Below are 24,471 nucleotides of genomic sequence, written 5' to 3'. Positions count from 1 at the left end.
GGACCCTGTGGGAGAGTAGGACGCCGCCGAACAATCATTGTAGAAAAGCCCTGTACCGGGTATCCGGTACAGGGCTTTTCTGCGTTTACGGGCATCTTTTGCGTAGGGTCGGGGTCATGGGCTACGACCTCGTCATCTTCGACAACGACGGCGTGCTGGTGGACAGCGAGCCGGTCGCCAACAGCATTCTTGCCGGGTACCTCACCGAGCTGGGGCACCCCACCTCGTACGAGGACTCGATCCGCGACTACATGGGTGCCGCCGTGCACCGGGTGCACGACCTCGTGCTCGAGCGGACGGGGGAACGGCTGCCCGCCGCGTTCGACGAGACCCTGCACGCGCGGACGTTCGCCGCGTTCGAGCGGGAGCTGACGCCCGTCGCCGGCGTGGTGGACGTCCTGGGAGCGCTGACCGCCCGCGGAGTGCCGTACTGCCTCGCCTCCTCCGGGAGTCACGAGCGGATCCGGGTCGGGCACCGGGCGGCCGGGCTCGACGGGTGGTTCGAAGAGGAATGGATCTTCAGCTCGCAGGACGTGGGGAAGGGGAAGCCCGCTCCCGATCTGTTCCTGCACGCGGCCCGGGCCATGGGGGTCGAGCCGTCGCGGTGCGTGGTGATCGAGGACAGCCCGCTCGGGGTGCAGGCCGCCGTCGCCGCCGGGATGGACGTGTACGGGTTCACCGGGATGATGCCCGCCGAGCGGCTGGCCGGAGCCACCGGTTTCTTCGGGGAGATGAAGGAGCTGACGGGGCTTCTGGAACTGCCTGTGTGATCTCTCTACCCACGGGTAGCCCGCAGGCCTACGCTGTGCCGCCATGACAGAAGACGTACGGCTGCGCCGGGGGCGGGGCTCCCTGGGGTTCAGCTTCTTCGTGCAGGGCGTGACCTTCGCCCTCCTCGTGACGCGGATCCCCGCCATCCAGGTCCGGTACGGGATATCCGACGGGCTGCTGCCCGCCTTCCTCGCAGCCGTGCCGGTTCTCGCCGGGGTCTCCAGCGTCGCCACCGAGCACCTCGTCAAGCGGGTCGGACCCGCCGCCGTACTGCGGTGGGCGCAGCCGCTGGTCCTGCTCGCCCTGCTGGGGGTGGGGGCCGGCAGCCGGATGTGGCACGTGGCGGTCGCGCTCGGGGCGTTCGGGCTGTCCGTCGGCGCGCTGGACGCCTCGATGAACATGCTCGGGGTCAGCCTGCAGCGGGCGTACGGACGCAGCATCATGCTCGGCTTCCACGCCGCGTACAGCCTCGGCGGGATCGTCGGGGCGTCCGCGGCCTGGGCCGGGGCGCACTGGCACCTGTCGCTGTTCACCTCGTACCTGCCGGCCGTGGCGGTGCTGCTTCCGCTCGCGTTCTGCGGGAGCCGGTCCTACCTCGACCGGAGCGGCGAGGGGGAGGTCCCCGAGAAGGGGCTGGGGGCCGGCGGGTTCACGCTGTTGCTGCCGCTGTGCCTGGTGATGGCGTGTGCGTACATCGGCGACTCGACCGTCTCGAACTGGAGCGCCAAGTACCTCCAGGACGTGCTGGGGAGCTCGGAGCAGCTGGCGACGGTCCCGTACAACGTGTACATGGTGACCACGCTGATCGGGCGGGCCGTCGGGGACCTGGGTGTGCGGCGCTTCGGGGCGGTGGCCGTCGTACGGATCGGGACGCTGGTCGCGGCCGGCGGGTTCGCGGTGGTGGCGGCCGCGCCGGGGGCGTGGGCGGGGATGCTCGGGTTCACGCTGCTGGGGATCGGGCTGTGCGTGATCGTGCCGCAGACCTTCGCGGCCGCGGGGCGCCTCTTCCCCGGGGCTTCCGATACGGCCATCGCGCGGCTGAACATCTTCAACTACGTCGGCTTCCTGATCGGATCGCCGCTCGTCGGCGGGATCGGGGACGCCTGGAGCTACCGGGGCGCGATGCTCGTGCCGATGGCGCTGGTGCTCGTGACGCTCTTCCACGCCCGTTCGTTCGGTTCGGAGGGCGCCCGATACGGTGTCGGGCATGAGCGGCGAGCCGGTGACCGGGTTGTTGATGTGGGACGAGGCGGTAACGAGGTATGACTTCGGACCGAGCCATCCGATGGACCCGGTGCGCCTGGCGCTGACCATGGGCCTGGTGCGTGCCTTCGGGCTGGACCGGGAGATGGAGGTACGGGCGGCGCGGGCGGCGGGGGACTCCACGCTGCGGCTGGTCCACCGGGAGGACTACGTGGCCGCGGTGCGCGAGGTGTCCGCGGATCCGGGGGTGGCCGACGGGTCGTACGGGCTGGGGACGATGGACGATCCGGCCTTCCACGGGATGCACGAGGCGTCGGCGCTGATCGCGGGGCAGTCGGTGGCTGCCGCGGAGGCGCTCTGGCACGGGGAGGCCGAGCACGCGGTGAACTTCGCGGGCGGGCTGCACCATGCGATGCCGGGCGGTGCCGCCGGGTTCTGCGTGTACAACGACGCGGCGCTGGCGATCGCGCGGCTGCTGGAGCTGGGGGCCGAGCGGGTCGCGTACGTGGATGTGGACGTGCACCACGGGGACGGGGTCCAGGCGGCGTTCTGGGACGACCCGCGGGTGCTGACGGTCTCGCTGCACGAGCATCCGCGGACACTGTTCCCGCAGACCGGCTGGCCGGAGGAGACGGGCGGGCCGGCCGCGGAGGGCTCGGCGGTGAATGTGGCGCTGCCCGCCGGGACGGGGGACGAGGGGTGGCTTCGGGCCTTCCACGCGACGGTGCCCGAGCTGCTGGCGGACTTCCGGCCACAGGTGCTGGTGACCCAGCACGGGGCGGACACGCATTTCGAGGACCCCCTCGCCCATCTCGCGGTGTCCCTGGATGCGCAGCGGGCGGTGCAGGAGGCGTGTCACCGGCTCGCGCACGAGCATGCGGGGGGCCGGTGGCTGGCGCTGGGCGGCGGCGGGTACGCGGTCGTGGACGTCGTACCGCGGTCGTGGACGCATCTGGTGGGGATCGCGGCGCACCGTCCGGTCGATCCGGAGTCGGCGGTGCCGGACGCGTGGCGGGACGAGGTGTACGCGCGGACGCGGCAGCCGGCGCCGGCCCGGATGACGGACGGGCGGTCGGTCGCCTGGCGGGACTGGGAGGCGGGCTACGATCCGGCCGACCGGATCGATCAGGCCGTTCTGGCGACCCGGCGGGCCGTGTTCCCGCTGCGTGGCCTGCTCACGTAGGCGGGCTGCGGGGCCCGGGAGCGGTGATGCATCGTTACGCCAGGTGTTGCGCCAGGTGTTACGCCAAGTGTGGGGCTGTTCGCCGGAATTGATGATCGGCCAGGTTCGGTGCGGCAGCATCGGAGGGTGTTGAGCACCGGCGCGCTGCGTGCGCATCTGCTGGCCGCCCGGTTGGCCGGGCCCGTCGCCACTTCGCGTGAGGAGAGCCTGCGCAGTTACCGGCTGTTCGCGGCGAGGGATCCGCGGGTGCTGCTGGGGCTGGATCCGGAGTGGGGCTGGGGCGAGGGCGACCTGCTGGGGCTGATGGCGGAGAAGTGCGGGGTCTCGGCGGATCCTGCGCACGTCAGCGGGCCGGACGTGATCGATCCGGAGCTGACGCTGGCGGCGTTGGAGACGTTCGCGGAGCGGCTGGGCGAGGCGGCCGGGGCGCGGTCGCCGGTGTTGTTCGGGACGGGGCATCCGCACCGTCTCCTGGGGTTCTACGCCAGTTTGGCGCGGGCCCTGTCGGCGGCGGGATGTGTTGTGCTCACTCCGGCGCAGGGGGCGGGTGTCGACATGGCGACCCGGTTCGGCGTACGCAGGCACAGCATCGATTACGTACGGGGAGTCGCGTTGGTGCGGGAACCCGGCGCGCGGCCGCCGGGGAGTGCAACCGGCGTGCACACCCATTCACCCCTGCCGGTTCGCGTCGCGCTCGGGGCGCTCGCGGAGGCCGGCGGGCCGTTGCCGGAATTGGTGGTGGGGGATCACGGGTGGGTCTGCGGCGCAGGTCAGCTCGGTGTGGAGGCGATCGGGCTGGCGGATACGGACGACCCGGCGCTGTTCGTCGGCGAGGCGGAGGGGCGGGTGGCGGTGGCTGTTCCGCTTGATGACGCGGTGCGCGCGGACTACTACAGACCGCTCATTCGTTATCTACTCGATCGGGCGAGTCTGCCGGGTGCGCAGGAGTGGCCGTAGCTCCTCTTCCCCACTCGTATCACACGCCCCTACTCTGGGGAGTGAGCGTGCGACGACGAGGAGTAACCGGAGGGGAAGCCGGTGCCCGTCATGCGCGGAAGGTCAAGGTGTGTCATGGCTGCTGGCGAGAGGCCTCTCAGTGAGGTTCAGTTCCTGACCGTGGCGGAGGTCGCCTCGGTGATGCGAGTGTCGAAGATGACCGTGTACCGCCTGGTGCACAACGGTCATCTGCCCGCAATCCGGGTGGGCCGGTCCTTCCGGGTCCCCGAGAACGCGGTTCACGAGTACCTCCGAGAGTCCTATGTGGGGGTGGAGTCGGCCTGAGACTGAAGCTCCGGCGAACTCTCCGAACCCCTCGGATTACAGGCTAAGAGCTCGGGCGGGTAGGCTAGGCCGACGTAGGTCGTGTGGGCCCAGACGCCCCGCACCGTTCCCCGCTGACGCGGGGATGTTCCGAGAAGTGAGCGAGGGTAGTCGTGGGCTCTGTTATCAAGAAGCGGCGTAAGCGGATGGCTAAGAAGAAGCACCGCAAGCTGCTCAAGCGCACCCGCGTCCAGCGCCGTAACAAGAAGTAAACGGCAGCTGTACGTGTTCTCCGCAGCCCCTCCACCATCCTTTGGTGGAGGGGCTGCGGTGTAGCCGGGGGACGACGAGGAAGGCGCTGAGCTCGTGGGGAAGGTCGTGCTCGTTACCGGGGCAGCCCGGCAGCTGGGGGGCCGCTTCGTGCGGCGGGTCCAGCGTGATCCTGAGGTCGAGCGGGTCATCGCGGTCGACGCGGTCGCGCCGCCGCACCGGCTGGGCTCGGCGGAGTTCGTCCGTACGGACATCCGGCAGTCGTCCATCGCCCGGGTGCTCGCCGAGCACGCCGTGGACACGGTGGTCCATCTCGCCGTGACCGGGAGCAGCGCGGGGCCGGGCGGCGCGGGGAGCGCCGTCAAGGAGACCAACGTCATCGGGACGATGCAGCTGCTGGGGGCCTGCCAGAAGTCGCCGACGGTACGGCGGCTGGTGGTGAAGTCCAGTACGAGCGTGTACGGGGGTGCCTCGCGGGATCCGGCTGTTTTCTCGGAGACCACGCAGCCCAAGTCGCTGCCGGCGGCGGGCTTCGCCAAGGACGCCGTCGAGGTCGAGTCGTACGTACGGGGCTTCGCGCGCAGGCGGCCCGATGTGGCGGTGTGCGTGCTGCGGTTCGCGAACATCCTGGGGCCCTACGCGGACTCCTCGCTCGCCGAGTACTTCTCGATGTCCGTGATGCCGACGGTGCTGGGGTACGACCCGCGGCTGCAGTTCGTCCACGAGGACGACGTGCTGGACGTGCTGCGGCTGGCGGCGGCGGAGCCCCAGCGCGGGACGCTGAACAGCGGGACCTTCAACATCGCGGGGGACGGGGTACTGCTGCTGTCGCAGTGCGCCCGGCGGCTGGGGCGGCCGACGGTGCCGCTGCTGCTGCCCGCGGTGACGTGGGTGGGGTCGGCGCTGCGGGCGGTGGGGGTCACCGATTTCTCGCCGGAGCAGATCAGACTCCTCACGCACGGGCGGGTCGTGGAGACGTCCCAGATGCGGGAGGTGCTGGGATTCAAGCCCATGTACACGACTGCCGAGACCTTCGCCGATTTCGCGCGCAGCCGGGGGAAGGGGCTGCTGCCGCCGGAGCGCGCGGGGCAGGCCGTGGACCGGGTTGCCGGAATGTTGAACGTGAACGTCGGGGTTGCCGGATCCGAAGAGGGAGCGCAGCGATAGTGGCGGACGCCAAGGTCATTCCGTTCGACGAGGACCGGCCGCGCCGGCGGGGCGCCGGGACCCGGAGAGTACGGGCGGTGCCCGCGCAGGAGCCGGTGGTGCAGGCCGCGGAGCCGGCCGCGGCGGAGCCGGCTCCCGCGCGGTCCGGCGGGGCCGCGTGGGACCGGCGGATCGCCGGCGGGCTGGCGTTCCTGCGGCGGCGGGTCACCGGGGACTACGAGGTCGACGAGTTCGGCTACGACAAGGAGCTGACGGACCAGGTCCTGATGTCCCTGATGCGGCCGCTGTTCGACAAGTACTTCCGGGTCGAGGTCAGGGGCATCGAGAACATCCCGGCCGAGGGCGGGGCGCTGATCGTGGCGAACCACTCCGGGACGCTGCCGTTGGACGGGCTGATGATGCAGGTGGCGGTCCACGACCACCACCCGGCGCAGCGGCACCTGCGGCTGCTGGCGGCGGACCTGGTGTTCATGCTGCCGGTGGTGAACGAGCTGGCGCGCAAGGCCGGGCACACGCTGGCGTGCTCGGAGGACGCGCAGCGGCTGCTCGAGGCGGGGGAACTCGTCGGGGTGATGCCGGAGGGCTTCAAGGGGATAGGGAAACCGTTCGGAGACCGGTACAAGCTCCAGCGGTTCGGGCGGGGCGGGTTCGTGTCGACGGCGCTGCGGGCGGGGACGCCGATCGTGCCGTGCTCGATCGTGGGGGCGGAGGAGATCTACCCGATGGTCGGCAACGCGAAGACGCTGGCGCGGCTGCTGGGGGTTCCGTACTTCCCGGTCACGCCGACGTTCCCGTGGCTGGGGCCGCTGGGGGCGGTGCCGCTGCCGACGAAGTGGACGATCCAGTTCGGCGAGCCGATCGCGACGGACGGCTATCCGCCGGAGGCGGCGGAGGACCCGATGCTGATGTTCAACCTGACGGACGAGGTCCGCGAGCAGATCCAGCACACCTTGTACAAGCTGCTGGTGCAGCGGCGGTCCGTGTTCTTCTGAGCGGGTTGAGCTGCGGGCGCGACGCCGACTGGGCGGGGCCGGCGGACGGAGTCCGGCGCAGTCGGCCGAAGCCCGCGGAGCGGTGCGAGGTCGGCAGAGGAAGGGGCCAAGCTGCTGGTGCAGCGGCGGTCCGTGTTCTTCTGACCGGGTTCTTCTGACCGGGTTCTTCCGGGTTCGTTTCATGGCGCAGGCCCTCACCCCGAACGGGGTGAGGGCCTGCGGCCGTTGCGTGCTACTCGGAGTCCTCCGCCTTCAGGCCCAGGCCCGGGAGGAGGCCCGGGAGGAGGGGCGGCAGGGTGATGTCCGGCTGGACGTGCTCCGGGGAGGACGAGGGCCCGGGGGTGTCCTGACCCGTGGGCGGGTGCAGGAGGTCGCCCGTGCCGCCCAGGAGGCCGCCGCCGGGGGCCGGTGAAGGCTTGCCGCCGGTGGTCGCGGGCGGGGTCGGGCTGGCCGAGGGCGCGCCCGCCGCCGGTGCGGACTGGTGCTGCCCGGCCGGAGCGCTCGGCTTGGCCGGGGCGCCGGAGCCGCCGCGGGTCTGCTCCGGGGCCTTCGGGAGCAGGCTCTGGAGCGGCGCCACGTCATCGTCTATGGCCTGGAAGACCGACTCGACCTCCCCGCCCACGTCGGTGAGCTGCGCCGGGAGCTTGTCCCGGAGCCGGCCCCACGCGTCGCGGTGCGAGCGGGAGAACGACGACAGGGCCTGGATCGGGCCGAGCGAGCCGTCCCGTTGGTAGGCCGCCTGGAGGAGCCGGTGGCCCTCCGCCGCGTCGTGCTTCATGCCCGCCAGGGCCCGGCGGATCTCGCCGAGCGACTCGTGGTCCAGTACGCCCGTCCGGCCGCGCTCCATCAGCCTGCGGGCTTCCGACAGGCGGTTGGATGCCTGGTCGAGATAGAGCTCGCCGCGGTCCGCGTCCTCGTCGGCCATGCCGAGCTTCAGATCCTCCATGCCCCGTTTGATCGGGTAGAGGGAGTCACCGGGCAGGGCGTCCGTGCTGGCAGCGGCCACTCCGCTGAAGGCCCCCGCGGCCACACCCACGGTGAGGCCGCCCGCTGCGATGCCCTTGGACCAGCGGGAGCGGGGCCGCAATTTCCGGAGCGAGGTCGCCCGGTGGGCGCCGCGGCCGGTCCGCTGCTCGGGCAGTTGAGGGTCCGAGGCAGCACCGCCCCCGGCCCTCTCTTCCATCACCAGGGCCTCCATGGCGGCCACGAGCTGGGCTCGTTGCACCACTTTGACCTCGGGGTCCAGCACCGGGCGCGGCATTCTTTCGCCGAGCGCGCTCGCCAGGGCCAACAACCGGTCGTGGTCGGCAGGTTCGGCAGGTGCCTCGGACTGCTCGGCCGCCGGGTCCGGTTCCGAAAGGTCGGATGGGGTCCGATCCTCCAGGGCCTGGGCGAAGGCGTTCGCCCGCCGGTGCGGAGTCACGTTCGCGATCACTGGCGGCACCTCCTCTCGTCATGACGATCGACTCCCCAAGGTGTCCGGAAGGTTGCCTGCCTTGAGCACATCCACACTTTCGAGTGAGCGGCTTCGGGCAGGGCGTGTCCACAGGGAGCCTGCATTCCGCACAACGAGCGGCGCGGCACTTGGGTTACGGACGAAGGATGATCGGACCACAGCGTCATCGAGGGGTCACCGGTTGTGTGGATTGTCAGGAGGGTCGGTAGGCGCGGGGGGCCTGCGGGGCGTGGGGGGCGTCGCAGGGTGGGGCGCCCGGTGGCGGCGGTGCGGGGCCGGTCGGAGGTCAGCGGGCGTCGTCCGGGAGCAGGCGGGCCAGGGTGCGTACCGCCCGGTACTGGAGCGTCTTGATGGCGCCCTCGTTCTTCCCCATCACCCGGGCGGTCTCGGCGACCGACAGGCCTTGGAGGAACCGCAGGGTCACGCATTCCTGCTGCTGGGGATTGAGCTTGCGCACGGCTTCCAGCAGGGCGGCGTTGGAGAGGGATTCGAGGACCGAGTCCTCGGGGGATCGTTCCACCTCGTTCGCGTCCAGCATCTCGCCCGTGGTCACTTCCAGACGGAAGCGGCTGGACTTGAAGTGGTCCGCGACCAGGTTGCGGGCGATCGTGACGAGCCAGGCGCCGAAGTCGCGGCCCTGCCAGGTGAAGGTGGAGATGCGCCGCAGCGCGCGCAGGAAGGTCTCACTGGTGAGGTCCTCCGCGGTCGCCTTGCCGCCGACGCGGTAGTAGATGTAGCGGTAGACCGTGTCGCTGTACTGGTCGTACAGCCGGCCGAAGGCATCGGCCTCGCCGGCCTGGGCGCGCTCGACCAGGTCCATCATGCGGGCCTGGTCGCTGTCCGCGGTGGGGCGGCGTGCGGCGGGCGCGCTCGTGCCGCCGGCGGCGGAGCCTCCCCCCGTGCGACCGCGTCTGCCCACCGTCGCTCCGCCGTCGGTCAGGGCATAGCAAGGACCGGCCGGGCCGAGGCCGGCAGGGACCGCAGCGAAGGCGGGGACGGCGTACGCGGTGGGGACGAAGCCGCGCAGGTGGTCGAGGACCGTTGCGCGCAGCGTAGCCAGGCCCGAGGCGTCAACCCCGACAGGTGGGTACACGGGACTCCCAGAGGCAGAGCTTCCATCACGTGCAGTGCGGGACCGTTCACCCGTCGTGGCGACAGATGGGCGGTGGCATGCGTTTGAGGAGAATAACGCTTCGTACAGGCAGCACTACACCCAGTTGCTCAAATCACCGATTCCGACACTTCTGTTGCGTGTCGAAGGCATATTCAGTCGCAGTTGGTGATCGATTCTTGATCGGTTGGATACGCGGAATGGACGCTTCCACGCTGGCTCGCGACCGAGTCGGGCATGCAGGAGTGCCGCGCGGGGCGCGGGGGTAGAAGGCGGGAATGCCCGTGGCGCAGCGGGCCGGGAGCCCGCGGGGCGCGGCCCCCCCGGCGGGCCGCAGGGCGGCTCCGGTGCAGGCGGAAGCCGGGCCGCGGCCGGGCGGTGGGGCGGAAGCGGCTACTTGCGGCGGCGGTGCAGGGCGATGGCGGCGGCTGCGCCGCCCGCGATCGCGCCGACGCCGGCGGCGGCCGGGACGCCGACCTTCACGGCCTTGCGGCCGGTCCGATAGTCGCGCAGCCGCCAGTCGTGTGCCCGGGCATGCTTGCGCAGTTTTGTGTCGGGATTGATCGCGTACGGATGTCCGACCAGCGACAGCATCGGAATGTCGTTGTGCGAATCGGAGTACGCCGCGCAGCGTTCGAGGTCGAGGCCCTCGGCTGCGGCCAGCGCGCGGACGGCCTCTGCCTTCGCGGGCCCGTGGAGCGGCTCGCCGACGAGCCGGCCGGTGTACATGCCGTCGACGGATTCGGCGACCGTGCCGAGCGCCCCGGTCAGGCCGAGCCGGCGGGCGATGATCGTGGCGGTCTCCACGGGCGCGGCCGTGACGAGCCAGACCTTCTGGCCGGCGTCGAGGTGGGCCTGGGCCAGGGCGCGGGTGCCCGGCCAGATCCGCTCGGCCATGTACTCGTCGTAGATCTCCTCGCCGATCGACATGAGTTCGCTGACCTTGTGGCCCTTGACGATGGACAGGGCGCTGTCGCGGGCGTCCTGCATGTGCTCGGGGTCCTCGACCCCGGCGAGCCGGAACCAGGCCTGCTGCCAGGCGAAGCGGGCGAGTTCGCGGCGGTGGAAGAACTGCCGCTTGTAGAGGCCGCGGCCGAAGTGGAAGATCGCGGCGCCCTGCATGACGGTGTTGTCGAGGTCGAAGAAGGCGGCGGCGAGGTCGTCGCCGGCGACGGGGAACTCGGGCTCGGCCGGTTCCGCTTCCTCGGCTGCCCGCGCCGCGGTCTCCTCGGGCTCGGCCGGTGGTCCGGCCTCCGCCTCGAGGGCCTGCGCGGTCTTGCGGGCGGCTTCGGCCGAGGCCTCGCCTGCCAGCACGCTCCGCGCGGTGGCGGAGCGCCTACGGGGGGTGAGCCATCCCAGAGCGGCCATGACGCGAGCATAGCCATTGTGTTCGGGAGTTCCCGAACCGATGGGATGCCGGGGGCGTGAACTCTTCGGTGCCGTGGTGTTACGTGGTGGCGCGGGAGAATGGGGGGCATGAGCCCTTTGCTGCGTCGTAAGGAAAAGAAGCGTCCCGGCGAGCGGTTGGTCACGCTCATCGGGAAGCCGGGGTGCCATCTGTGCGATGACGCCCAAGAGGTGATCGAGAAGGTCTGCGCGGAAGTCGGAGCACAGTGGGAGAAGAAGGACATCTCGCAGGATGCGGAGCTCTACCGGCTGCACTGGGAGCAGATCCCGGTGGTGCTGGTGGACGGCGAACAGCACACCTTCTGGAGGGTGAACCCGGACCGGTTGCGCCGCGCATTGGAGGGCTGACCCTCTGGCCGGTTACCATCATGGGCGATTTGTGGGGTCTCGGGGGCGTATCGATGAGGAGTGTGTACCGTTTTGCCCCCCACGGGATTTGAACGGGTTCGGCGTGTTGTGGGTTCCCGCCCTTCGGGCCCGGGCCGCGTGACCCCGGTCACTTTGCTCGGACAAAGCGGACACAATCTTTGTGCACGCGTTCACAAAGACATAGCCTGCATTCGACGGGGCGGTCTTGGGACAAGTGACCGCCTGCAGCCCCGCTCATCCCGCAGGAGCATCGTGGCAACTGGCCGAACTCACCGACCGGCGACCCGCAGCCGAGGTATTCCCGAGGCCACTGTCGCCCGGCTTCCGCTGTACTTGCGCGCACTCACCGCGCTCTCCGAGCGATCGGTGCCCACGGTGTCCTCCGAGGAGCTCGCGGCAGCCGCCGGAGTCAACTCCGCCAAGCTGCGCAAGGACTTCTCCTACCTCGGTTCCTACGGGACGCGCGGCGTCGGCTACGACGTCGAGTACCTCGTCTACCAGATCTCCCGCGAGCTGGGCCTGACCCAGGACTGGCCGGTCGTCATCGTCGGCATCGGTAACCTCGGCGCCGCCCTGGCCAACTACGGCGGCTTCTCCGCGCGCGGATTCCGCGTCGCGGCGCTCATCGACGCCGACCCGGCGATGGCAGGCAAGCCGGTCGCGGGCATGCCCGTGCAGCACACCGATGATCTGGAGAAGATCATCTCGGAGAACGGCGTCTCGATCGGCGTGATCGCGACCCCCGCGGGCGCGGCCCAGCAGGTCAGCGAGCGGCTGATCGCCGCCGGCGTCACCTCCATCCTGAACTTCGCGCCGACCGTGCTGTCCGTGCCCGACGGCGTGGACGTGCGCAAGGTCGACCTGTCGATCGAGCTGCAGATCCTGGCGTTCCACGAGCAGCGCAAGGCCGGGGAGGAAGCGGCGGCCAACGCCACGCCCTCCTCGTCCCCCTCCGCGTCCGGTGACATCGCCGAGAGCGCCGCCGGTTCCGGCGCGGCCCCCGCCGCGGCCGTCGAGCCGCCCGCCGGACGGCCCGCCGCCGTCGCACGCAAGAACGGCCCCGAGGGCGACGTTCCGGCGGTGATGCCGGCATGAGTCTGCTCGTCGTGGGGCTGAGCCACCGCAGTGCGCCGGTGAGCGTGCTCGAGCGTGCCTCCCTTTCGGCCGACGCCAAGGTCAAGCTGGTGCACGACACCCTCGCCGCGGAGCCGGCGACGGAGGCGACGGTCCTCGCCACGTGCAACCGGATCGAGCTGTACGCGGACGTGGACAAGTTCCACGCCGGTGTGGCCGAGCTGTCGACCTTGCTCGCCCAGCACAGCGGGGTGGCTCTGGAGGAGCTCACTCCGTACCTGTACGTCCACTACGAGGACCGGGCCGTCCACCACCTGTTCTCGGTGGCGTGCGGGCTGGACTCGATGGTGATCGGCGAGGGCCAGATCCTCGGCCAGATCAAGGACGCGCTGGCACTGGGGCAGGAGCTCCACAGCGCCGGCCGACTGATCAACGACCTGTTCCAGCAGGCGCTGCGCGTCGGCAAGCGGGCGCACTCCGAGACCGGGATCGACCGCGCCGGGCAGTCGCTGGTGACCTTCGGGCTCGAGCAGCTGACCGCCGGGCGCGAGCCCGTGGACGTGTGGGCCAAGGACAAGCGGGCGCTGGTGATCGGCGCCGGGTCGATGTCCTCGCTGGCCGCCGCCACGCTGGCGCGCGTGGGCGTCGCCGAGATCGTCGTCGCGAACCGCACCGCAGAGCGGGCGGACCGTTTGGTCGAGATTCTGGTTGCCTCAGGCACTGGGGTGGCGGCCAGGTCCGTTCCGATGGCGTCGGTCGCCGATGAGCTGACACGAGTCGACGTCGTCGTGTCCTGCACCGGGGCCACCGGGCTGGTGCTGACCGGGGAGCACGTCGCGGCTGCCGTGGCGGGCCCTGCGGGGCTCGTCCCCGCTCCGCCCCTTTCCGATGCCCGGGAGCTCGGCGCCCGCACCCTCGCGCCTCACCCGCCGGCGGGACCGGCTTCGGCCGGGCTGGCCGATGCCGATGTCCTGGCGCGGCTCGTGGCCGCCGCCGAGGCCGGGGTGCGGCTCGCCGATGGCGGGGTGGCGCGGACCATCGTGCCCGGGACCGACCGCGACGGGTGCCCCGTCGACGTGCCGGCCGGCGACGGGCGGGCCGCGCTCACCGGAGTCGACGCCAACTCCCTCGAACTGCACGGCACATGGGCCGACCAGGGCGAGGCTGCCGCGCAGCGGCAGCCCCGCAAGGGCGCCCGCAGCCAGGTCGACGTGGCGCCCGTACGGCTGGCCCTGCTGGACCTGGCCATGCCGCGCGACATCGATGCCGCCGTGCACCGGATCCCGGGCGTGCGGCTCGTCGACATCGAATCGCTCGCCGAGGCTTCGGCCGACGCGCCGATGGCGGCCGACGTGGACGCCGTACGCGGGATCGTCGCCGAAGAGGTGGCGGCCTTCGGCGCGGCGCAGCGGGCCGCGCACATCACGCCGACCGTCGTCGCCCTGCGGGCGATGGCCGCCGAGGTCGTGGCCATGGAAGTGGCGCGCCTCGACGGACGGCTCCCGGACTTGGACGAGCGGCAGCGGGCCGAGGTCACCCAGACCGTACGCCGTGTCGTCGACAAGCTCCTCCACGCGCCGACCGTGCGCGTCAAGCAGCTCGCCAGCGAGCCCGGGGGCGCCGGGTACGCCGAGGCGCTGCGCGAACTCTTCGACCTCGACCCGCAGACGGTGGCCTCCGTCAGCCGGGCCGACGCGGCAGACAAGAACGACGACTCAGGACGGGCATCATGAATCCACGTCTCGACCAGCCTCTCCGGCTCGGCACGCGGCGCAGCAAGCTGGCCATGTCCCAGTCCGGCCATGTCGCCGACGCGGTAAGGGCGATCACCGGCCGGCCCGTCGAGCTCGTGGAGATCACGACCTACGGTGACGTGTCCCGTGAGAACCTCGCGCAGATCGGCGGCACCGGCGTGTTCGTCACCGCGCTGCGCGACGCGCTGGTGCGCGGCGAGGTCGACTTCGCGGTGCACTCGCTGAAGGACCTGCCGACCGCGCAGCCCGAGGAGCTCGTGATCGCGGCCATGCCGCTGCGCGAGGACCCGCGCGACGCGCTCGTCGCCCGCGACGGCCTGACCTTCGAGCAGCTGCCCGACGGCGCCCGCATCGGCACCGGGTCGCCGCGCCGCATGGCGCAGCTCAACCACTACGCGCGCACCCTCGGCAAGCGCATCGAGACCGTCGCCATCCGGGGGAACGTCGACACCCGGATCGGCTTCGTGCGCGACGGCGAGCTGGATGCCGTCGTCCTCGCCGCCGCCGGGCTGAACCGGATCGGCCGCAGCGCCGAGGCGACCGACTTCCTGTCGGTCGACAACGTGCTGCCCGCTCCCGGCCAGGGTGCCCTGGCCGTGGAGTGCCTCGCGTCCGACGCGGAGCTCATCGCTTCGCTCGCCGAGCTCGACGACCCGCACACCCGGGCCGCCGTGACCGCCGAGCGTTCCCTGCTCGCCGCCCTGGAGGCCGGCTGCAGCGCACCCGTGGGCGCGCTCGCCGATCTTCTGGCCGACGGCCAGGTTGTCAATGAAATGCGCCTGCGCGGCGTCGTCGGTACCCTCGACGGCTCGACGCTCGTGCAGCTGTCCACCACCGGTCCCGTGCCCCAGTCGTACGACGAGGCCATGGCGCTCGGCCGCGAACTCGCGGACGAGATGCTGGCCAAGGGCGCGGCCGGTCTGATGGGGGAGCGATCGCTTTGAACCCCTCACGTCCGACCACCTCCGCTTTTCCGGTCGTCGCCGCGCACGGGCACGTCACCTTCCTCGGTGCCGGCCCCGGTGACCCGGGTCTGCTGACGCTCCGCGCCGTCGAGGCGCTCGCGGCCGCGGACGTACTGATCGCGGAGCCCGAGGTGCTCGAGGTCGTACGCACGCATGCGCGCGCGGGAGTGGACACGCCACAGCTGACGATTGCTGACGAAGTGTCAGCAGCCGCCGGTGTCCCGGTGATCCGGGACGCATCCAATCTTGTCATGGAGGCCGCGCGCTCCGGCAGGCGGGTCGTGCGTGCCGTCACCGGCGACCCCGGGCTCGACGGCAACGCGGCCGAGGAGATGCTCGCCTGCGCCACCGGCGGCATCCCCTTCGAGGTGGTGCCCGGTGTCGCTACCGCCGTCGGCGTGCCCGCGTACGCCGGTGTGCCCCTGCGCGGCGGCCAGGGCGCCGACGTGCGGTTCGTGGACGCGCGCAACGCCTCCGCGCGCTGCTGGAGCGAGGTCGGCGCCAGCGACGGCACCCTCGTCGTCTCCGCGACGCTGGAGACCGTCTCGAGCGCCGCCGCCGAGCTGGTGTCCGCCGGGCGCAAGCCCGACACCCCGCTGACGGTGACCGTCGCCGGTACGACGACCCGCCAGCGGACCTGGAACGCCACCCTCGGGACCATCGCCCAGGTGTTCAAGCAGGGCAAGGTGCTCCCGTCGCCCGAGGGCGCCCGGCCGGTCATAGCCGTGGTCGGTGAGCACGGCGCCGCCGCGCGGCGCGAGGAGCTGGCCTGGTTCGAGTCGAAGCCGCTGTTCGGCTGGCGGGTCCTCGTACCGCGCACCAAGGAGCAGGCCGCTTCGCTCTCCGACCAGCTGCGTTCCTACGGCGCGGTGCCGCACGAGGTGCCGACCATCGCCGTGGAGCCGCCGCGCACCCCGCAGCAGATGGAGCGCGCGGTCAAGGGCCTGGTGACGGGCCGCTACGAGTGGATCGCCTTCACCAGCGTGAACGCGGTGAAGGCCGTCCGCGAGAAGTTCGAGGAGTACGGGCTCGACGCCCGTGCCTTCGCGGGCATCAAGGTCGCCGCCGTGGGCGAGCAGACCGCCGCCGCGCTCGTCGAGTTCGGCGTCAAGCCGGACCTGGTGCCGAGCGGCGAGCAGTCCGCGGCCGGGCTGCTCGAGGACTGGCCGCCGTACGACCCGGTCTTCGACCCGATCGACCGCGTCTTCCTGCCGCGCGCCGACATCGCCACCGAGACCCTGGTGGCCGGGCTGATAGAGCTGGGCTGGGAGGTCGACGACGTCACGGCCTACCGGACCGTGCGCGCATCGCCGCCGCCGGCGGACACGCGCGAGGCGATCAAGGGCGGCGGCTTCGACGCCGTTCTCTTCACGTCGTCCTCGACGGTGCGCAACCTCGTCGGCATCGCCGGCAAGCCGCACAACGTGACCGTCATCGCCTGCATCGGGCCGGCCACCGCCAAGACGGCGGAGGAGCACGGCCTGCGCGTCGACGTCCTGTCGCCGGAGCCGAGCGTGGGCAAGCTGGCGGAGGCCCTGGCCGAGTACGGCGCGGCGCGCCGCGAGGCGGCCAAGGAGGCCGGCGAGTCGGTGTCCCGCCCGAGCGAGCGCCGGCCCGGCGCACGGCGGCGCCGTACCACCTGACCGGTGGGTGGAGGCTGAGCAGGGCCCGGGTGCAGCCGCACCCGGGCCCTTCGCACGCCCCCGCCTGACGGTGGGTCGGAGCCGGCCACCGGGCAGGCCCTAGGCTTGGGGGCGACTGCTGTCGATGCTCGAAGAGGCGACTGAGAATGAGCGCGTACGGATCCTTTCCCGGTTCGCGGCCCCGCCGGCTGCGCACCACCCCGGCGATGCGGCGGATGGTCGCGGAGAACCGGCTGCACCCCTCGGACCTGATCCTCCCGGCGTTCGTGCGGGAGGGCATCAGCGAGCCCCTCGCCATCTCGGCGATGCCGGGCGTGGTCCAGCACACGCGGGACACGCTGCGGAAGGCGGCCGTGGAGGCGGTGGAGGCGGGTGTCGCGGGGATCATGCTCTTCGGTGTCCCGGCGGACGAGAACAAGGACGCGCTGGGCACGGCGGGCACGGAGCCGGACGGGATCCTGCAGCTCGCGATCCGCGACGTGAAGGCGGAGGTGGGCGACGACCTGGTGATCATGTCGGACCTGTGCCTGGACGAGTACACCGACCACGGCCACTGCGGCGTACTGGACGAGCACGGGCGCGTCGACAACGACGCGACGCTCGAGCGGTACGCGGAGATGGCCCAGGTCCAGGCCGACGCGGGCGTCCACGTGGTCGGCCCGAGCGGCATGATGGACGGCCAGGTCGGCGTCATCCGCGACGCGCTCGACGAGACCGGGCACGAGGACGTCTCGATCCTCGCGTACACGGCGAAGTACTCCTCGGCCTTCTACGGCCCGTTCCGCGAGGCCGTCGCCTCCTCGCTCCAGGGCGACCGCAAGACGTACCAGCAGGACCCGGCGAACGCCCGAGAGTCCCTGCGGGAGCTGGCGCTCGACCTGGAGGAGGGCGCCGACATGGTCATGGTCAAGCCGGCCGGCCCGTACCTGGACATCCTGTACCGGGTCGCGCAGGCCGTGGACGTCCCGGTGGCCGCGTACCAGATCAGCGGCGAGTTCGCGATGATCGAGGCGGCGGCGGAGAAGGGCTGGATCGAGCGCGACCGGGCCGTCCTGGAGACCCTGCTCGGCATCAAGCGGGCCGGCGCGGACACGATCCTGACGTACTGGGCCACGGAGGTCGCGGGCTGGCTGCGCGAGGCGCGCTGACCCCGGCCGGTGGGCCCCCGCCGGTCAGCGCAGCGGCCACACGTGCCGCGCGGACCCGGCGGCGGGCCCGGCCCGCCAGACCTGCCACCACACCCGCCACCACCCCTGCTTCAGCCGCCGCGCTCCGCCCATGCGGGGAGCGTAGGCGGGCCCGGTCGGCGGCTCACGGAGCGGGACTGGAGTCCGTCAATCCGCGGACCCGGTACCGGTGGAGCTGCCGGGCCGCGTACGCCACGAACGGCACGGCGACGGCGGGCACGACCCACCACGGCAGGCCGATCAGGAGCGCGGGGAAGGCCACCCCGACGCAGGTGACCGCCGTGCCGATGAGCAGCGGCCTTCCGAGCGAGCGCCAGGTCCAGGGCTCCTGCCCGCCGTGTCCGGCCAGGGAGGCCGCGGCGAAGGCGAGCCCCAGGGCCGCCACGAGACCCGCGAACGTGCCGAGGCCGGCGGTCATCTGGGCTTCGTCGCGCGGCTCGTCGGCGGAGGCCTGCCGGACGCCGTCCTTGGCGACCGCCGTGACCGTGCCGCGCCAGACGACGGCGGTCACCCGGTCGCCGGGTACGAGCCGGTCGAGCAGCGGGCCCGGATCACCGAAGCGCACGATCCCGTCCCAGGAGGGCGCGCCGGGGCCGGAGAGGGTCGCCTCGTACCTGGCGCTGCGGCCGGTGTCCTTGACCACGGTCTTGCCGACGGTGAAGGGGAGGGTGCGCAGGCAGTCGTCACCGTCGGCGGTGCACGGCGCGGCGGCCGTGTAGGCGTCGTAGCGCTCGATGTCGGAGGGCTGCCACGCGCCGAAAACGAAGCCGCAGACCAGCGCCGGTATCAGCGACACCACGATCAGATACGCGCCCGTCCAGCGCCCCCACCCCGTTGCGGTCTCCGTCACCGCGTGCCTCCCCCGTACGTGTGTTTCCCCCGGCCACAGCCTCCACGTCGGCAGGCGGGCACGCAACGGACCTGATCGGCGTGTCTCAGGGCCGGATCGCCGCTCCAGGCGAACACGAGGCGGTCCGGGACGGCGGCCGGATGCCGGTGGCCCCCGGCCCGTGGACGCGTCAGATCGCCGCACGTGAAGATTCTTTCGGTGGGCTGTCACATTCGCGGGGTGCGGCGAGTCAGTGCAGTGAGCGCAACGAACCCGCCCGATGAGGAGCATCTGATGTCCACCACCGCCACCGTCGTCACCGTCGTCGCCGCTGTCATGTCGGGCTTCTCGGGCGGCTCGATCTTCCTCCGCGCCAAGTTCGTCGTCGAGCCGCTGGCCGAGTACGGGGTCCCCCGGTCCTGGTGGAACCGGCTGGGCGCGGCGAAGGCCGCAGGCGCCGCGGGTCTTCTCGTCGGGCTGTTCGTCCCGGTCATAGGCCTGATGGCCGCCATCGGCCTGATCCTGTACTTCACCGGGGCGGTGATCGCCGTCGTCCGGGCCCGCTCGTACGGACATGTCCCCTTCCCCCTCCTGTACATGGCCCCCGTGGTCGGCGCCCTGGCCCTGGGCTTCCCCGCATGAGCCCCGGACACCGGATGGCGACGAGCCCGCCCCGTCCCTGTCCCCGCTCGCGTTCCCGTCGCCCCGGACGCACCCTGGAGACAGGGTGACCCCCCCTGGAGGTGATGCACCATGCCCACACTCGTCGGGTGGCACGTGGAGCTCGAATTCACCGAGGAAGGCCACCGCACCAGTGCGGCGGCCATGGTCAGACTCGGCGACGGCTCCGAGATGAGGGCGCACGGCTATGCCATGCGCCACCCCTCCGACCCGGAGCAGCTGCGGGTCGGGGAAGAGATCGCCGGCGCTCGCGCGCTGATGGATCTCGCTTCCCAGATGTTGCAGAAGGCCCACTCGGAGATCGACGAAGCGACGGGCCGGCACTCCTATCCGCTGAACCAGTAAGCGGGTTGCGACCACGCGGTGGGAGTGAGGGTGAGAGAAGGGCCGAGATGAAACGACGACGGCCCCGCCTCCCGGGAAGGGAGGCGGGGCCGTCGCGCAGCCGTCAGAGCTTCTCGGGGGTGCGGATGCCCAGGAGGGACATGCCCTTGGAGAGGGTGCGGGCGGTCAGCTCGCACAGGAACAGGCGGTTCTCGACCTGCGTGGGGGTCTCGGCCTTGAGGACCGGGCACTCCGAGTAGAAGGTCGTGTACAGCGAGGCCAGCTGGTAGAGGTACGCCGCCAGCTTGTGCGGCGCGTACTCCGCCGCCGCCTCGGCGACGAGCTCGCCGAAGTGGTCCAAGTGCAGGCCCAGGGCACGCTCGGACGGCTCGAGGGCCAGCTCCGGGCGGGCGGACGGCTTCGCGTCCCCGGCCTTGCGCAGGATCGACTGGATACGGGCGTAGGCGTACTGGAGGTACACCGACGTGTCACCGGTCAGCGAGACCATCTGGTCCAGGTCGAACTTGTAGTCCCGCGCCGCGGACGTCGACAGGTCGGCGTACTTCACCGCGCCGATGCCCACCTGCACCGCCCGCTCGCCGATCTCGGCCTCGGACAGGTCCTGGGCCTTCTCCCGCACGACGGCCGCCGCACGGTCGATGGCCTCGTCCAGCAGGTCCACCAGCCGCACCGTCTCGCCCTCACGGGTCTTGAACGGCTTGCCGTCCTTGCCGAGGACCGTGCCGAAGGCCAGCTGGTGGGCCTTGACCTCGTCGTTCAGCCAGCCGGCGCGACGGGCCGTCTCGAAGACCATCTTGAAGTGCAGGGACTGGCGGGCGTCCACGACGTAGATCAGCGACGACGCCTTCAGGTTGCCGACCCGGTCCCGGATCGCCGACAGGTCGGTCGCCGCGTAGCCGAAGCCGCCGTCCGACTTCTGCACGATCAGCGGGGTCGGGTTGCCGTCCTGGCCCTTGTACTCGTCGAAGAACACGCACAGCGCGCCGTTGGAGCGGACGGCGACGCCCGACTCCTCCAGCAGCTTGCACGTCTCGACCAGCATGTCGTTGTAGCCGGACTCGCCGACCACGTCCGGGTCCTGGATGTCCATGTCCAGCTTGTTGAAGACGGAGTAGAAGTAGATCTTCGACTCGTCCACGAACCGCTGCCACAGGGCCAGCGTCTCCGGCTCGCCCGCCTGGAGGTCCACCACCCGGGCGCGGGCCCGCGTCTTGAACTCCTCGTCGGAGTCGAACAGCGCCCGCGAGGCCTTGTAGAGCCGGTTCAGGTTGGACATGGCCTCCTCGCCGGAGACCTCCGCCGACTCGTCCGAGGCCTTGTGGTCGAGCTCGTGCGGGTGCTCGATCAGGTACTGGATGAGCATGCCGAACTGGGTGCCCCAGTCGCCGATGTGGTGGCGCCGGACCACCTTCTCGCCCGTGAACTCCAGGATCTCCACCATCGCCGCGCCGATGACGGCGGACCGCAGGTGGCCGACGTGCATCTCCTTGGCGACGTTCGGCTGCGCGTAGTCGACCACCGTCGTGCCCGGGTTCTGCGCGAGGGCGACGCCGAGGCGGTCGTCCGCGGCCCGCGCCGCCAGGGTCTCGACGATCGCCCGGTCGGAGACCGTGATGTTGAGGAAGCCGGGCCCGGAGACCTCGATCTCCTGGATCAGGTCACCGGTCGGGATGCCCTCGACCACGGTCGTCGCCAGCTCGCGCGGGTTGGCCTTCGCCTTCTTCGCGAGCGCCAGGATGCCGTTGGCCTGGAAGTCGGCCCGGTCGCTTCGTCGCAGCAGCGGGTCGGTCGCACCGGCCTGCGGCAGGGCCGAGGCGAGGGCGTCCGCGACGCGCTGATTGACGGAAGAAGCGAGGGAAGGGACCGAGGCCATGAGCTGCCGTTCCTGTGAGGTCGTGCCTGAAGGTGCACTTGGTTGTTCCGACAAGTGCCGAGTATCCCACGTGGGAACCGTCCGGTGCCCGGGATAAAGGGCGCCCCGCAGGCAACCCCGGAGCGGCCTGTTCCGTCTGGGAGAATGGCTGAAGCCAGCATTCGAGATAGAAGGACGTGTCGTGGCTCAGAGCAGCACCGAGACCGACTGGGTCTCCCGTTTCGCGGACGAGGTCATCGCCGAGGCGGAGCGCCGAGCACCCGGCAAACCTGTCGTCGTCGCGTCCGGACTCTCCCCCTCCGGCCCGATCCACCTGGGCAACCTCCGCGAGGTCATGACCCCGCACCTGGTCGCCGACGAGATCCGCCGCCGCGGCTTCGAGGTCCGGCACGTCCTGTCCTGGGACGACTACGACCGCTACCGCAAGGTGCCGGCCGGCATCCCCGGCGTCGACCCGGAGACCTACGGCCAGTACATCGGCATGCCGCTGACCTCCGTCCCGGCCCCGGCCGGATCGGCGTACGCGACCTGGGCCGAGCACTTCAAGGCCGCCATGGTCGAGGCACTGGCCGAGCTGGGCGTCGAGTACGACCCGATCAGCCAGACCGAGCAGTACACCTCCGGCGCGTACCGCGAGCAGGTCCTGTTCGCGATGAAGCACCGCGGTGACATCGACGCCGTCCTCGACCAGTACCGCACGAAGCAGAAGCCGGGCGGCAAGAAGCCCCAGCAGAAGCAGGTCGACGAGGCCGAGCTGGAGGCCGCCGAGGGCTCCGGCGCGGCCGCCGAGGACGACGGCAGCAGCGCCGAGGGCGGGTACTTCCCGTACAAGCCGTACTGCGGCCAGTGCGGCAAGGACTTCACCAAGGTCACCTCGTACAACGACGAGACGACCGAGCTGACCTACGTCTGCACCGAAGACGAGTTCACCGAGACCGTCGAGCTCAGCGAGTTCAACCGCGGCAAGCTGGTCTGGAAGGTCGACTGGCCCATGCGCTGGGCCTTCGAAGGCGTGGTCTTCGAGCCCTCGGGCGTCGACCACTCCTCGCCCGGCTCGTCCTTCCAGGTCGGCGGCCAGATCGTGCACATCTTCGGCGGCGAGCAGCCGATCGGACCGATGTACGCGTTCGTCGGGATCAGCGGCATGGCCAAGATGTCGTCGTCGAAGGGCGGCGTCCCGACCCCGGCCGACGCGCTGAAGATCATGGAGCCGCAGCTGCTGCGCTGGCTGTACGCCCGCCGCAAGCCGAACCAGTCCTTCAAGATCGCCTTCGACCAGGAGATCCAGCGGCTCTACGACGAGTGGGACAAGCTCGAGGCCAAGGTCGCCGACGGCTCCGTGCTGCCGGCCGACGCCGCCGCGCACACCCGCGCCGTACGCGTCGCCTCGCACGAGCTGCCGCGCACCCCGCGCCCGCTCCCGTACCGGACCCTCGCGTCGGTCGTGGACATCACCGCCGGGCACGACGAGCAGACCCTGCGCATCCTGGCCGACCTGGACCCGTCGCAGCCGCTGACCTCCCTCGACGAGGTACGGCCGCGCCTGGACCGCGCCGAGAACTGGATCACCACCCAGGTCCCGGCCGACCAGCGGACCCTCGTGCGCGAGGAGCCCGACACCGAGCTGCTGTCCTCGCTGGACGACGAGGGCCGCGAGTCGCTGCGGCTGCTCGTGGACGGGCTGGACACGCACTGGTCGCTCGACGGGCTCACCACGCTCGTCTACGGCGTCCCGAAGGTGATGGCGGGCCTGGAGCCCGACGCCAAGCCCACCCCCGAGCTCAAGGTCGCACAGCGCTCGTTCTTCGCGCTGCTGTACCGCCTGCTCGTGACCCGGGAGACCGGGCCGCGCCTGCCCACGCTGCTCCTCGCCGTGGGCGCCGACCGGGTGCGCAAGCTGCTCGCCGCCTGACGCCGATGCGAAAGGGCCCGCACCCCTCGGGGGTGCGGGCCCTTTCGCATGTGGGTCCTGCGCCGTGCGTCCCGCGCCTTGCGTCCGGCTTTCCGGCTGCCGGCTTCCGGCTCAGGCGATGTGCTCGTTCTCCAGCTCGCGCTGGTAGCGCAGCTTCAGGCCCGGCATCAGCTTGCGGATCATCGAGGAGCTGCGCGGGTGGTCGATCCCGTGACGGTCCGAGAGGTGTATGTCCACCTGCTCCGGGGTCGGGAAGTCGGAGTGCTCGTCGAGGTACGAGCGGAACACCTCGTAGGCCGCCTCGTTGAACTTGACCTGGTCGAAGCCGGAGTCGGCATCATCGTCACCGGCGGCGGCGGCGGGCGGTACGGGGAGCTGCTCCTGCTGCGCGGCGTCCTCGTCCGGGCCGGCCGGAGGCATGACCGGGGTCGGCTCCAGGCCCTCGACGTACTGGGGGTTGTACCCGCCCTCGTACGCGGCCTGCGGGGCCAGCGGGGCGGCGAACCAGGCGCTGTCGTGGGCGGCGGGCATCGCCGTCGGGTCGACCGCGAAGGGGAGCGGGGCGTGGCCCTGCGGGGCCGCTCCCCGAGGCGCCCCTTCCCGGAACCGGGGGTCCGCCCCGGGGGCGGACGCGGAGGCCGGCGCCTGCGGCCCGGCCTGGCCCGCGGGACCGGCCGCTGCGCCGGCCCCCGGCTGGCCGGGGACGCCCGCGGCCGCGGCCGCACCGACCAGGCCCGGCTGGCCCTCGGGCCCGCCCGGCTGCCCGGGGATGCCCGCGGCCGCGCCGGTGAGGCCCGCCGGGCCCGCGGTGGCCGCCTGGCCCGGAACGCCCGCCGCGCCGGAGCCCGCCGGGCCCGCCACGCCCGCCTCCAGGGCCGGAGCCGACGACACCGGCACCGCAGCGCCCGTCACGATGGCCGCGGCCGCCGGGGGCAGCAGCACCGGGTCGATGCCCGCCGCCGCCAGGCCCTCCGGGGCCGTCTGGGAGAGGGGGACGCCGATCCGGGCCAGCCGGAGCG

General features: G+C 71.7%; 22 protein-coding genes and 1 pseudogene. 17 read left to right on the top strand and 6 right to left on the bottom strand.

The window, feature by feature from the left end; all coding sequences use genetic code 11:
* The first annotated feature begins 116 nt into the window (after nucleotides 1-116).
* The 8 genes from ACFYXK_RS33520 (at nucleotide 117) to ACFYXK_RS33485 (ending at nucleotide 6,846) form a co-directional block, all read left to right on the top strand.
* A complete protein-coding gene (locus ACFYXK_RS33520) occupies nucleotides 117-770 on the top strand; it encodes an HAD family hydrolase (protein ID WP_389414584.1) in 654 nt (217 codons plus the stop codon).
* Between the two features lie 43 nt (nucleotides 771-813).
* Nucleotides 814-2,037: an MFS transporter gene (locus ACFYXK_RS33515; protein WP_389414583.1), complete on the top strand. Its 1,224-nt coding sequence runs from the start codon at nucleotides 814-816 to the stop codon at nucleotides 2,035-2,037.
* A complete protein-coding gene (locus ACFYXK_RS33510; RefSeq protein WP_389414586.1) occupies nucleotides 2,009-3,157 on the top strand; it encodes an acetoin utilization protein AcuC in 1,149 nt (382 codons plus the stop codon). Before ACFYXK_RS33515 ends, ACFYXK_RS33510 begins: the two co-directional genes overlap by 29 nt.
* A gap of 126 nt (nucleotides 3,158-3,283) precedes the next feature.
* Nucleotides 3,284-4,114 carry a phosphatase gene (locus ACFYXK_RS33505; protein WP_389414585.1) on the top strand — a complete coding sequence of 277 codons (831 nt, stop codon included), beginning with the start codon at nucleotides 3,284-3,286 and terminating at the stop codon, nucleotides 4,112-4,114.
* A 114-nt stretch (nucleotides 4,115-4,228) separates the two neighbouring features.
* The gene (locus ACFYXK_RS33500) at nucleotides 4,229-4,438 is read left to right on the top strand and encodes a helix-turn-helix domain-containing protein (RefSeq protein ID WP_008738568.1); all 210 of its coding nucleotides are present in this window, start codon (nucleotides 4,229-4,231) and stop codon (nucleotides 4,436-4,438) included.
* Nucleotides 4,439-4,590: 152 nt separating this feature from the next.
* On the top strand, nucleotides 4,591-4,689 hold the full coding sequence (locus ACFYXK_RS33495) for a 30S ribosomal protein bS22 (RefSeq protein WP_003948845.1): 99 nt from the start codon (nucleotides 4,591-4,593) through the stop codon (nucleotides 4,687-4,689).
* Nucleotides 4,690-4,783: 94 nt separating this feature from the next.
* The gene (locus ACFYXK_RS33490; RefSeq protein WP_389414582.1) at nucleotides 4,784-5,854 is read left to right on the top strand and encodes an NAD-dependent epimerase/dehydratase family protein; all 1,071 of its coding nucleotides are present in this window, start codon (nucleotides 4,784-4,786) and stop codon (nucleotides 5,852-5,854) included.
* Nucleotides 5,854-6,846, top strand: coding sequence for a lysophospholipid acyltransferase family protein (locus ACFYXK_RS33485; RefSeq protein ID WP_389414581.1), 993 nt, complete (start codon nucleotides 5,854-5,856; stop codon nucleotides 6,844-6,846). The genes ACFYXK_RS33490 and ACFYXK_RS33485 overlap by 1 nt, the downstream gene beginning before the upstream one ends.
* 232 nt (nucleotides 6,847-7,078) lie before the next feature.
* On the opposite strand, the gene ACFYXK_RS33480 is transcribed toward ACFYXK_RS33485, so the two are convergent.
* From ACFYXK_RS33480 to ACFYXK_RS33470, 3 genes are all read right to left on the bottom strand, one after another.
* The gene (locus ACFYXK_RS33480) at nucleotides 7,079-8,281 is read right to left on the bottom strand and encodes a DUF5667 domain-containing protein (protein ID WP_389414580.1); all 1,203 of its coding nucleotides are present in this window, start codon (nucleotides 8,279-8,281) and stop codon (nucleotides 7,079-7,081) included.
* 307 nt (nucleotides 8,282-8,588) lie between these two features.
* A complete protein-coding gene (locus ACFYXK_RS33475; RefSeq protein WP_383514533.1) occupies nucleotides 8,589-9,395 on the bottom strand; it encodes an ECF subfamily RNA polymerase sigma factor, BldN family in 807 nt (268 codons plus the stop codon).
* 411 nt (nucleotides 9,396-9,806) lie between these two features.
* Nucleotides 9,807-10,781: an HAD family hydrolase gene (locus ACFYXK_RS33470; RefSeq protein WP_389414579.1), complete on the bottom strand. Its 975-nt coding sequence runs from the start codon at nucleotides 10,779-10,781 to the stop codon at nucleotides 9,807-9,809.
* A gap of 99 nt (nucleotides 10,782-10,880) precedes the next feature.
* On the opposite strand from ACFYXK_RS33470, the gene ACFYXK_RS33465 reads away from it, so the two are divergent.
* The 6 genes from ACFYXK_RS33465 to hemB all read left to right on the top strand — a co-directional run bounded on the left by ACFYXK_RS33465 (nucleotide 10,881) and on the right by hemB (nucleotide 17,773).
* The gene (locus ACFYXK_RS33465) at nucleotides 10,881-11,168 is read left to right on the top strand and encodes a glutaredoxin family protein (protein WP_078988135.1); all 288 of its coding nucleotides are present in this window, start codon (nucleotides 10,881-10,883) and stop codon (nucleotides 11,166-11,168) included.
* A gap of 273 nt (nucleotides 11,169-11,441) precedes the next feature.
* Nucleotides 11,442-12,284, top strand: coding sequence for a redox-sensing transcriptional repressor Rex (locus ACFYXK_RS33460; protein ID WP_389414578.1), 843 nt, complete (start codon nucleotides 11,442-11,444; stop codon nucleotides 12,282-12,284).
* The gene (locus ACFYXK_RS33455) at nucleotides 12,281-13,996 is read left to right on the top strand and encodes a glutamyl-tRNA reductase (RefSeq protein WP_389414577.1); all 1,716 of its coding nucleotides are present in this window, start codon (nucleotides 12,281-12,283) and stop codon (nucleotides 13,994-13,996) included. Before ACFYXK_RS33460 ends, ACFYXK_RS33455 begins: the two co-directional genes overlap by 4 nt.
* Nucleotides 13,993-14,961 (top strand): hydroxymethylbilane synthase, encoded by a 969-nt coding sequence (hemC, locus tag ACFYXK_RS33450; RefSeq protein ID WP_383514521.1) that lies wholly within the window; start codon nucleotides 13,993-13,995, stop codon nucleotides 14,959-14,961. The genes ACFYXK_RS33455 and hemC overlap by 4 nt, the downstream gene beginning before the upstream one ends.
* Nucleotides 14,958-16,625: a uroporphyrinogen-III synthase gene (locus ACFYXK_RS33445; RefSeq protein WP_383514520.1), complete on the top strand. Its 1,668-nt coding sequence runs from the start codon at nucleotides 14,958-14,960 to the stop codon at nucleotides 16,623-16,625. Before hemC ends, ACFYXK_RS33445 begins: the two co-directional genes overlap by 4 nt.
* A gap of 146 nt (nucleotides 16,626-16,771) precedes the next feature.
* Entirely contained in the window at nucleotides 16,772-17,773 is a 1,002-nt protein-coding gene (gene hemB, locus ACFYXK_RS33440) for a porphobilinogen synthase (protein WP_053790958.1), read from the top strand.
* 163 nt (nucleotides 17,774-17,936) lie between these two features.
* Here the strand turns inward: hemB and ACFYXK_RS33435 are convergent, their stop codons facing one another.
* Complete coding sequence (locus ACFYXK_RS33435; RefSeq protein ID WP_389414576.1) at nucleotides 17,937-18,662, bottom strand: hypothetical protein; 726 nt, start codon at nucleotides 18,660-18,662, stop codon at nucleotides 17,937-17,939.
* A gap of 273 nt (nucleotides 18,663-18,935) precedes the next feature.
* Between ACFYXK_RS33435 and ACFYXK_RS33430 the strand changes: the two genes are divergently transcribed.
* On the top strand, nucleotides 18,936-19,283 hold the full coding sequence (locus ACFYXK_RS33430; RefSeq protein WP_389414575.1) for a DoxX family protein: 348 nt from the start codon (nucleotides 18,936-18,938) through the stop codon (nucleotides 19,281-19,283).
* A gap of 111 nt (nucleotides 19,284-19,394) precedes the next feature.
* Nucleotides 19,395-19,667 carry a DUF1876 domain-containing protein gene (locus tag ACFYXK_RS33425; protein WP_266626754.1) on the top strand — a complete coding sequence of 91 codons (273 nt, stop codon included), beginning with the start codon at nucleotides 19,395-19,397 and terminating at the stop codon, nucleotides 19,665-19,667.
* Nucleotides 19,668-19,770: 103 nt separating this feature from the next.
* Here the strand turns inward: ACFYXK_RS33425 and argS are convergent, their stop codons facing one another.
* Nucleotides 19,771-21,540, bottom strand: coding sequence for an arginine--tRNA ligase (gene argS / locus ACFYXK_RS33420; protein WP_389414574.1), 1,770 nt, complete (start codon nucleotides 21,538-21,540; stop codon nucleotides 19,771-19,773).
* Between the two features lie 181 nt (nucleotides 21,541-21,721).
* Between argS and lysS the strand changes: the two genes are divergently transcribed.
* Complete coding sequence (gene lysS, locus ACFYXK_RS33415) at nucleotides 21,722-23,452, top strand: lysine--tRNA ligase (protein WP_389414573.1); 1,731 nt, start codon at nucleotides 21,722-21,724, stop codon at nucleotides 23,450-23,452.
* A 111-nt stretch (nucleotides 23,453-23,563) separates the two neighbouring features.
* Here the strand turns inward: lysS and ACFYXK_RS33410 are convergent.
* A pseudogene (locus tag ACFYXK_RS33410) lies at nucleotides 23,564-24,471 on the bottom strand (hypothetical protein); the annotation flags it as partial.

Source organism: Streptomyces sp. NPDC002209 (assembly GCF_042890265.1).
In the GTDB taxonomy this organism is placed as follows: Bacteria; Actinomycetota; Actinomycetes; order Streptomycetales; family Streptomycetaceae; genus Streptomyces.
The sequence above is the reverse complement of the archived record's forward strand: the minus strand, read 5'-3'. Positions and strand labels throughout refer to the sequence as shown.

Coding starts and splice junctions, on each gene's coding strand:
- ACFYXK_RS33500 (WP_008738568.1), top strand. CDS start 4,229: ATGGCTGCTGGCGAGAGGCCTCTCAGTGAGGTTCAGTTCCTGACCGTG.
- ACFYXK_RS33455 (WP_389414577.1), top strand. CDS start 12,281: ATGAGTCTGCTCGTCGTGGGGCTGAGCCACCGCAGTGCGCCGGTGAGC.
- ACFYXK_RS33510 (WP_389414586.1), top strand. CDS start 2,009: ATGTGGGACGAGGCGGTAACGAGGTATGACTTCGGACCGAGCCATCCG.
- argS (WP_389414574.1), bottom strand. CDS start 21,540: ATGGCCTCGGTCCCTTCCCTCGCTTCTTCCGTCAATCAGCGCGTCGCG.
- ACFYXK_RS33515 (WP_389414583.1), top strand. CDS start 814: ATGACAGAAGACGTACGGCTGCGCCGGGGGCGGGGCTCCCTGGGGTTC.
- hemC (WP_383514521.1), top strand. CDS start 13,993: ATGAATCCACGTCTCGACCAGCCTCTCCGGCTCGGCACGCGGCGCAGC.
- ACFYXK_RS33470 (WP_389414579.1), bottom strand. CDS start 10,781: ATGGCCGCTCTGGGATGGCTCACCCCCCGTAGGCGCTCCGCCACCGCG.
- hemB (WP_053790958.1), top strand. CDS start 16,772: ATGAGCGCGTACGGATCCTTTCCCGGTTCGCGGCCCCGCCGGCTGCGC.
- ACFYXK_RS33465 (WP_078988135.1), top strand. CDS start 10,881: ATGGGGGGCATGAGCCCTTTGCTGCGTCGTAAGGAAAAGAAGCGTCCC.
- ACFYXK_RS33425 (WP_266626754.1), top strand. CDS start 19,395: ATGCCCACACTCGTCGGGTGGCACGTGGAGCTCGAATTCACCGAGGAA.
- ACFYXK_RS33520 (WP_389414584.1), top strand. CDS start 117: ATGGGCTACGACCTCGTCATCTTCGACAACGACGGCGTGCTGGTGGAC.
- ACFYXK_RS33430 (WP_389414575.1), top strand. CDS start 18,936: ATGTCCACCACCGCCACCGTCGTCACCGTCGTCGCCGCTGTCATGTCG.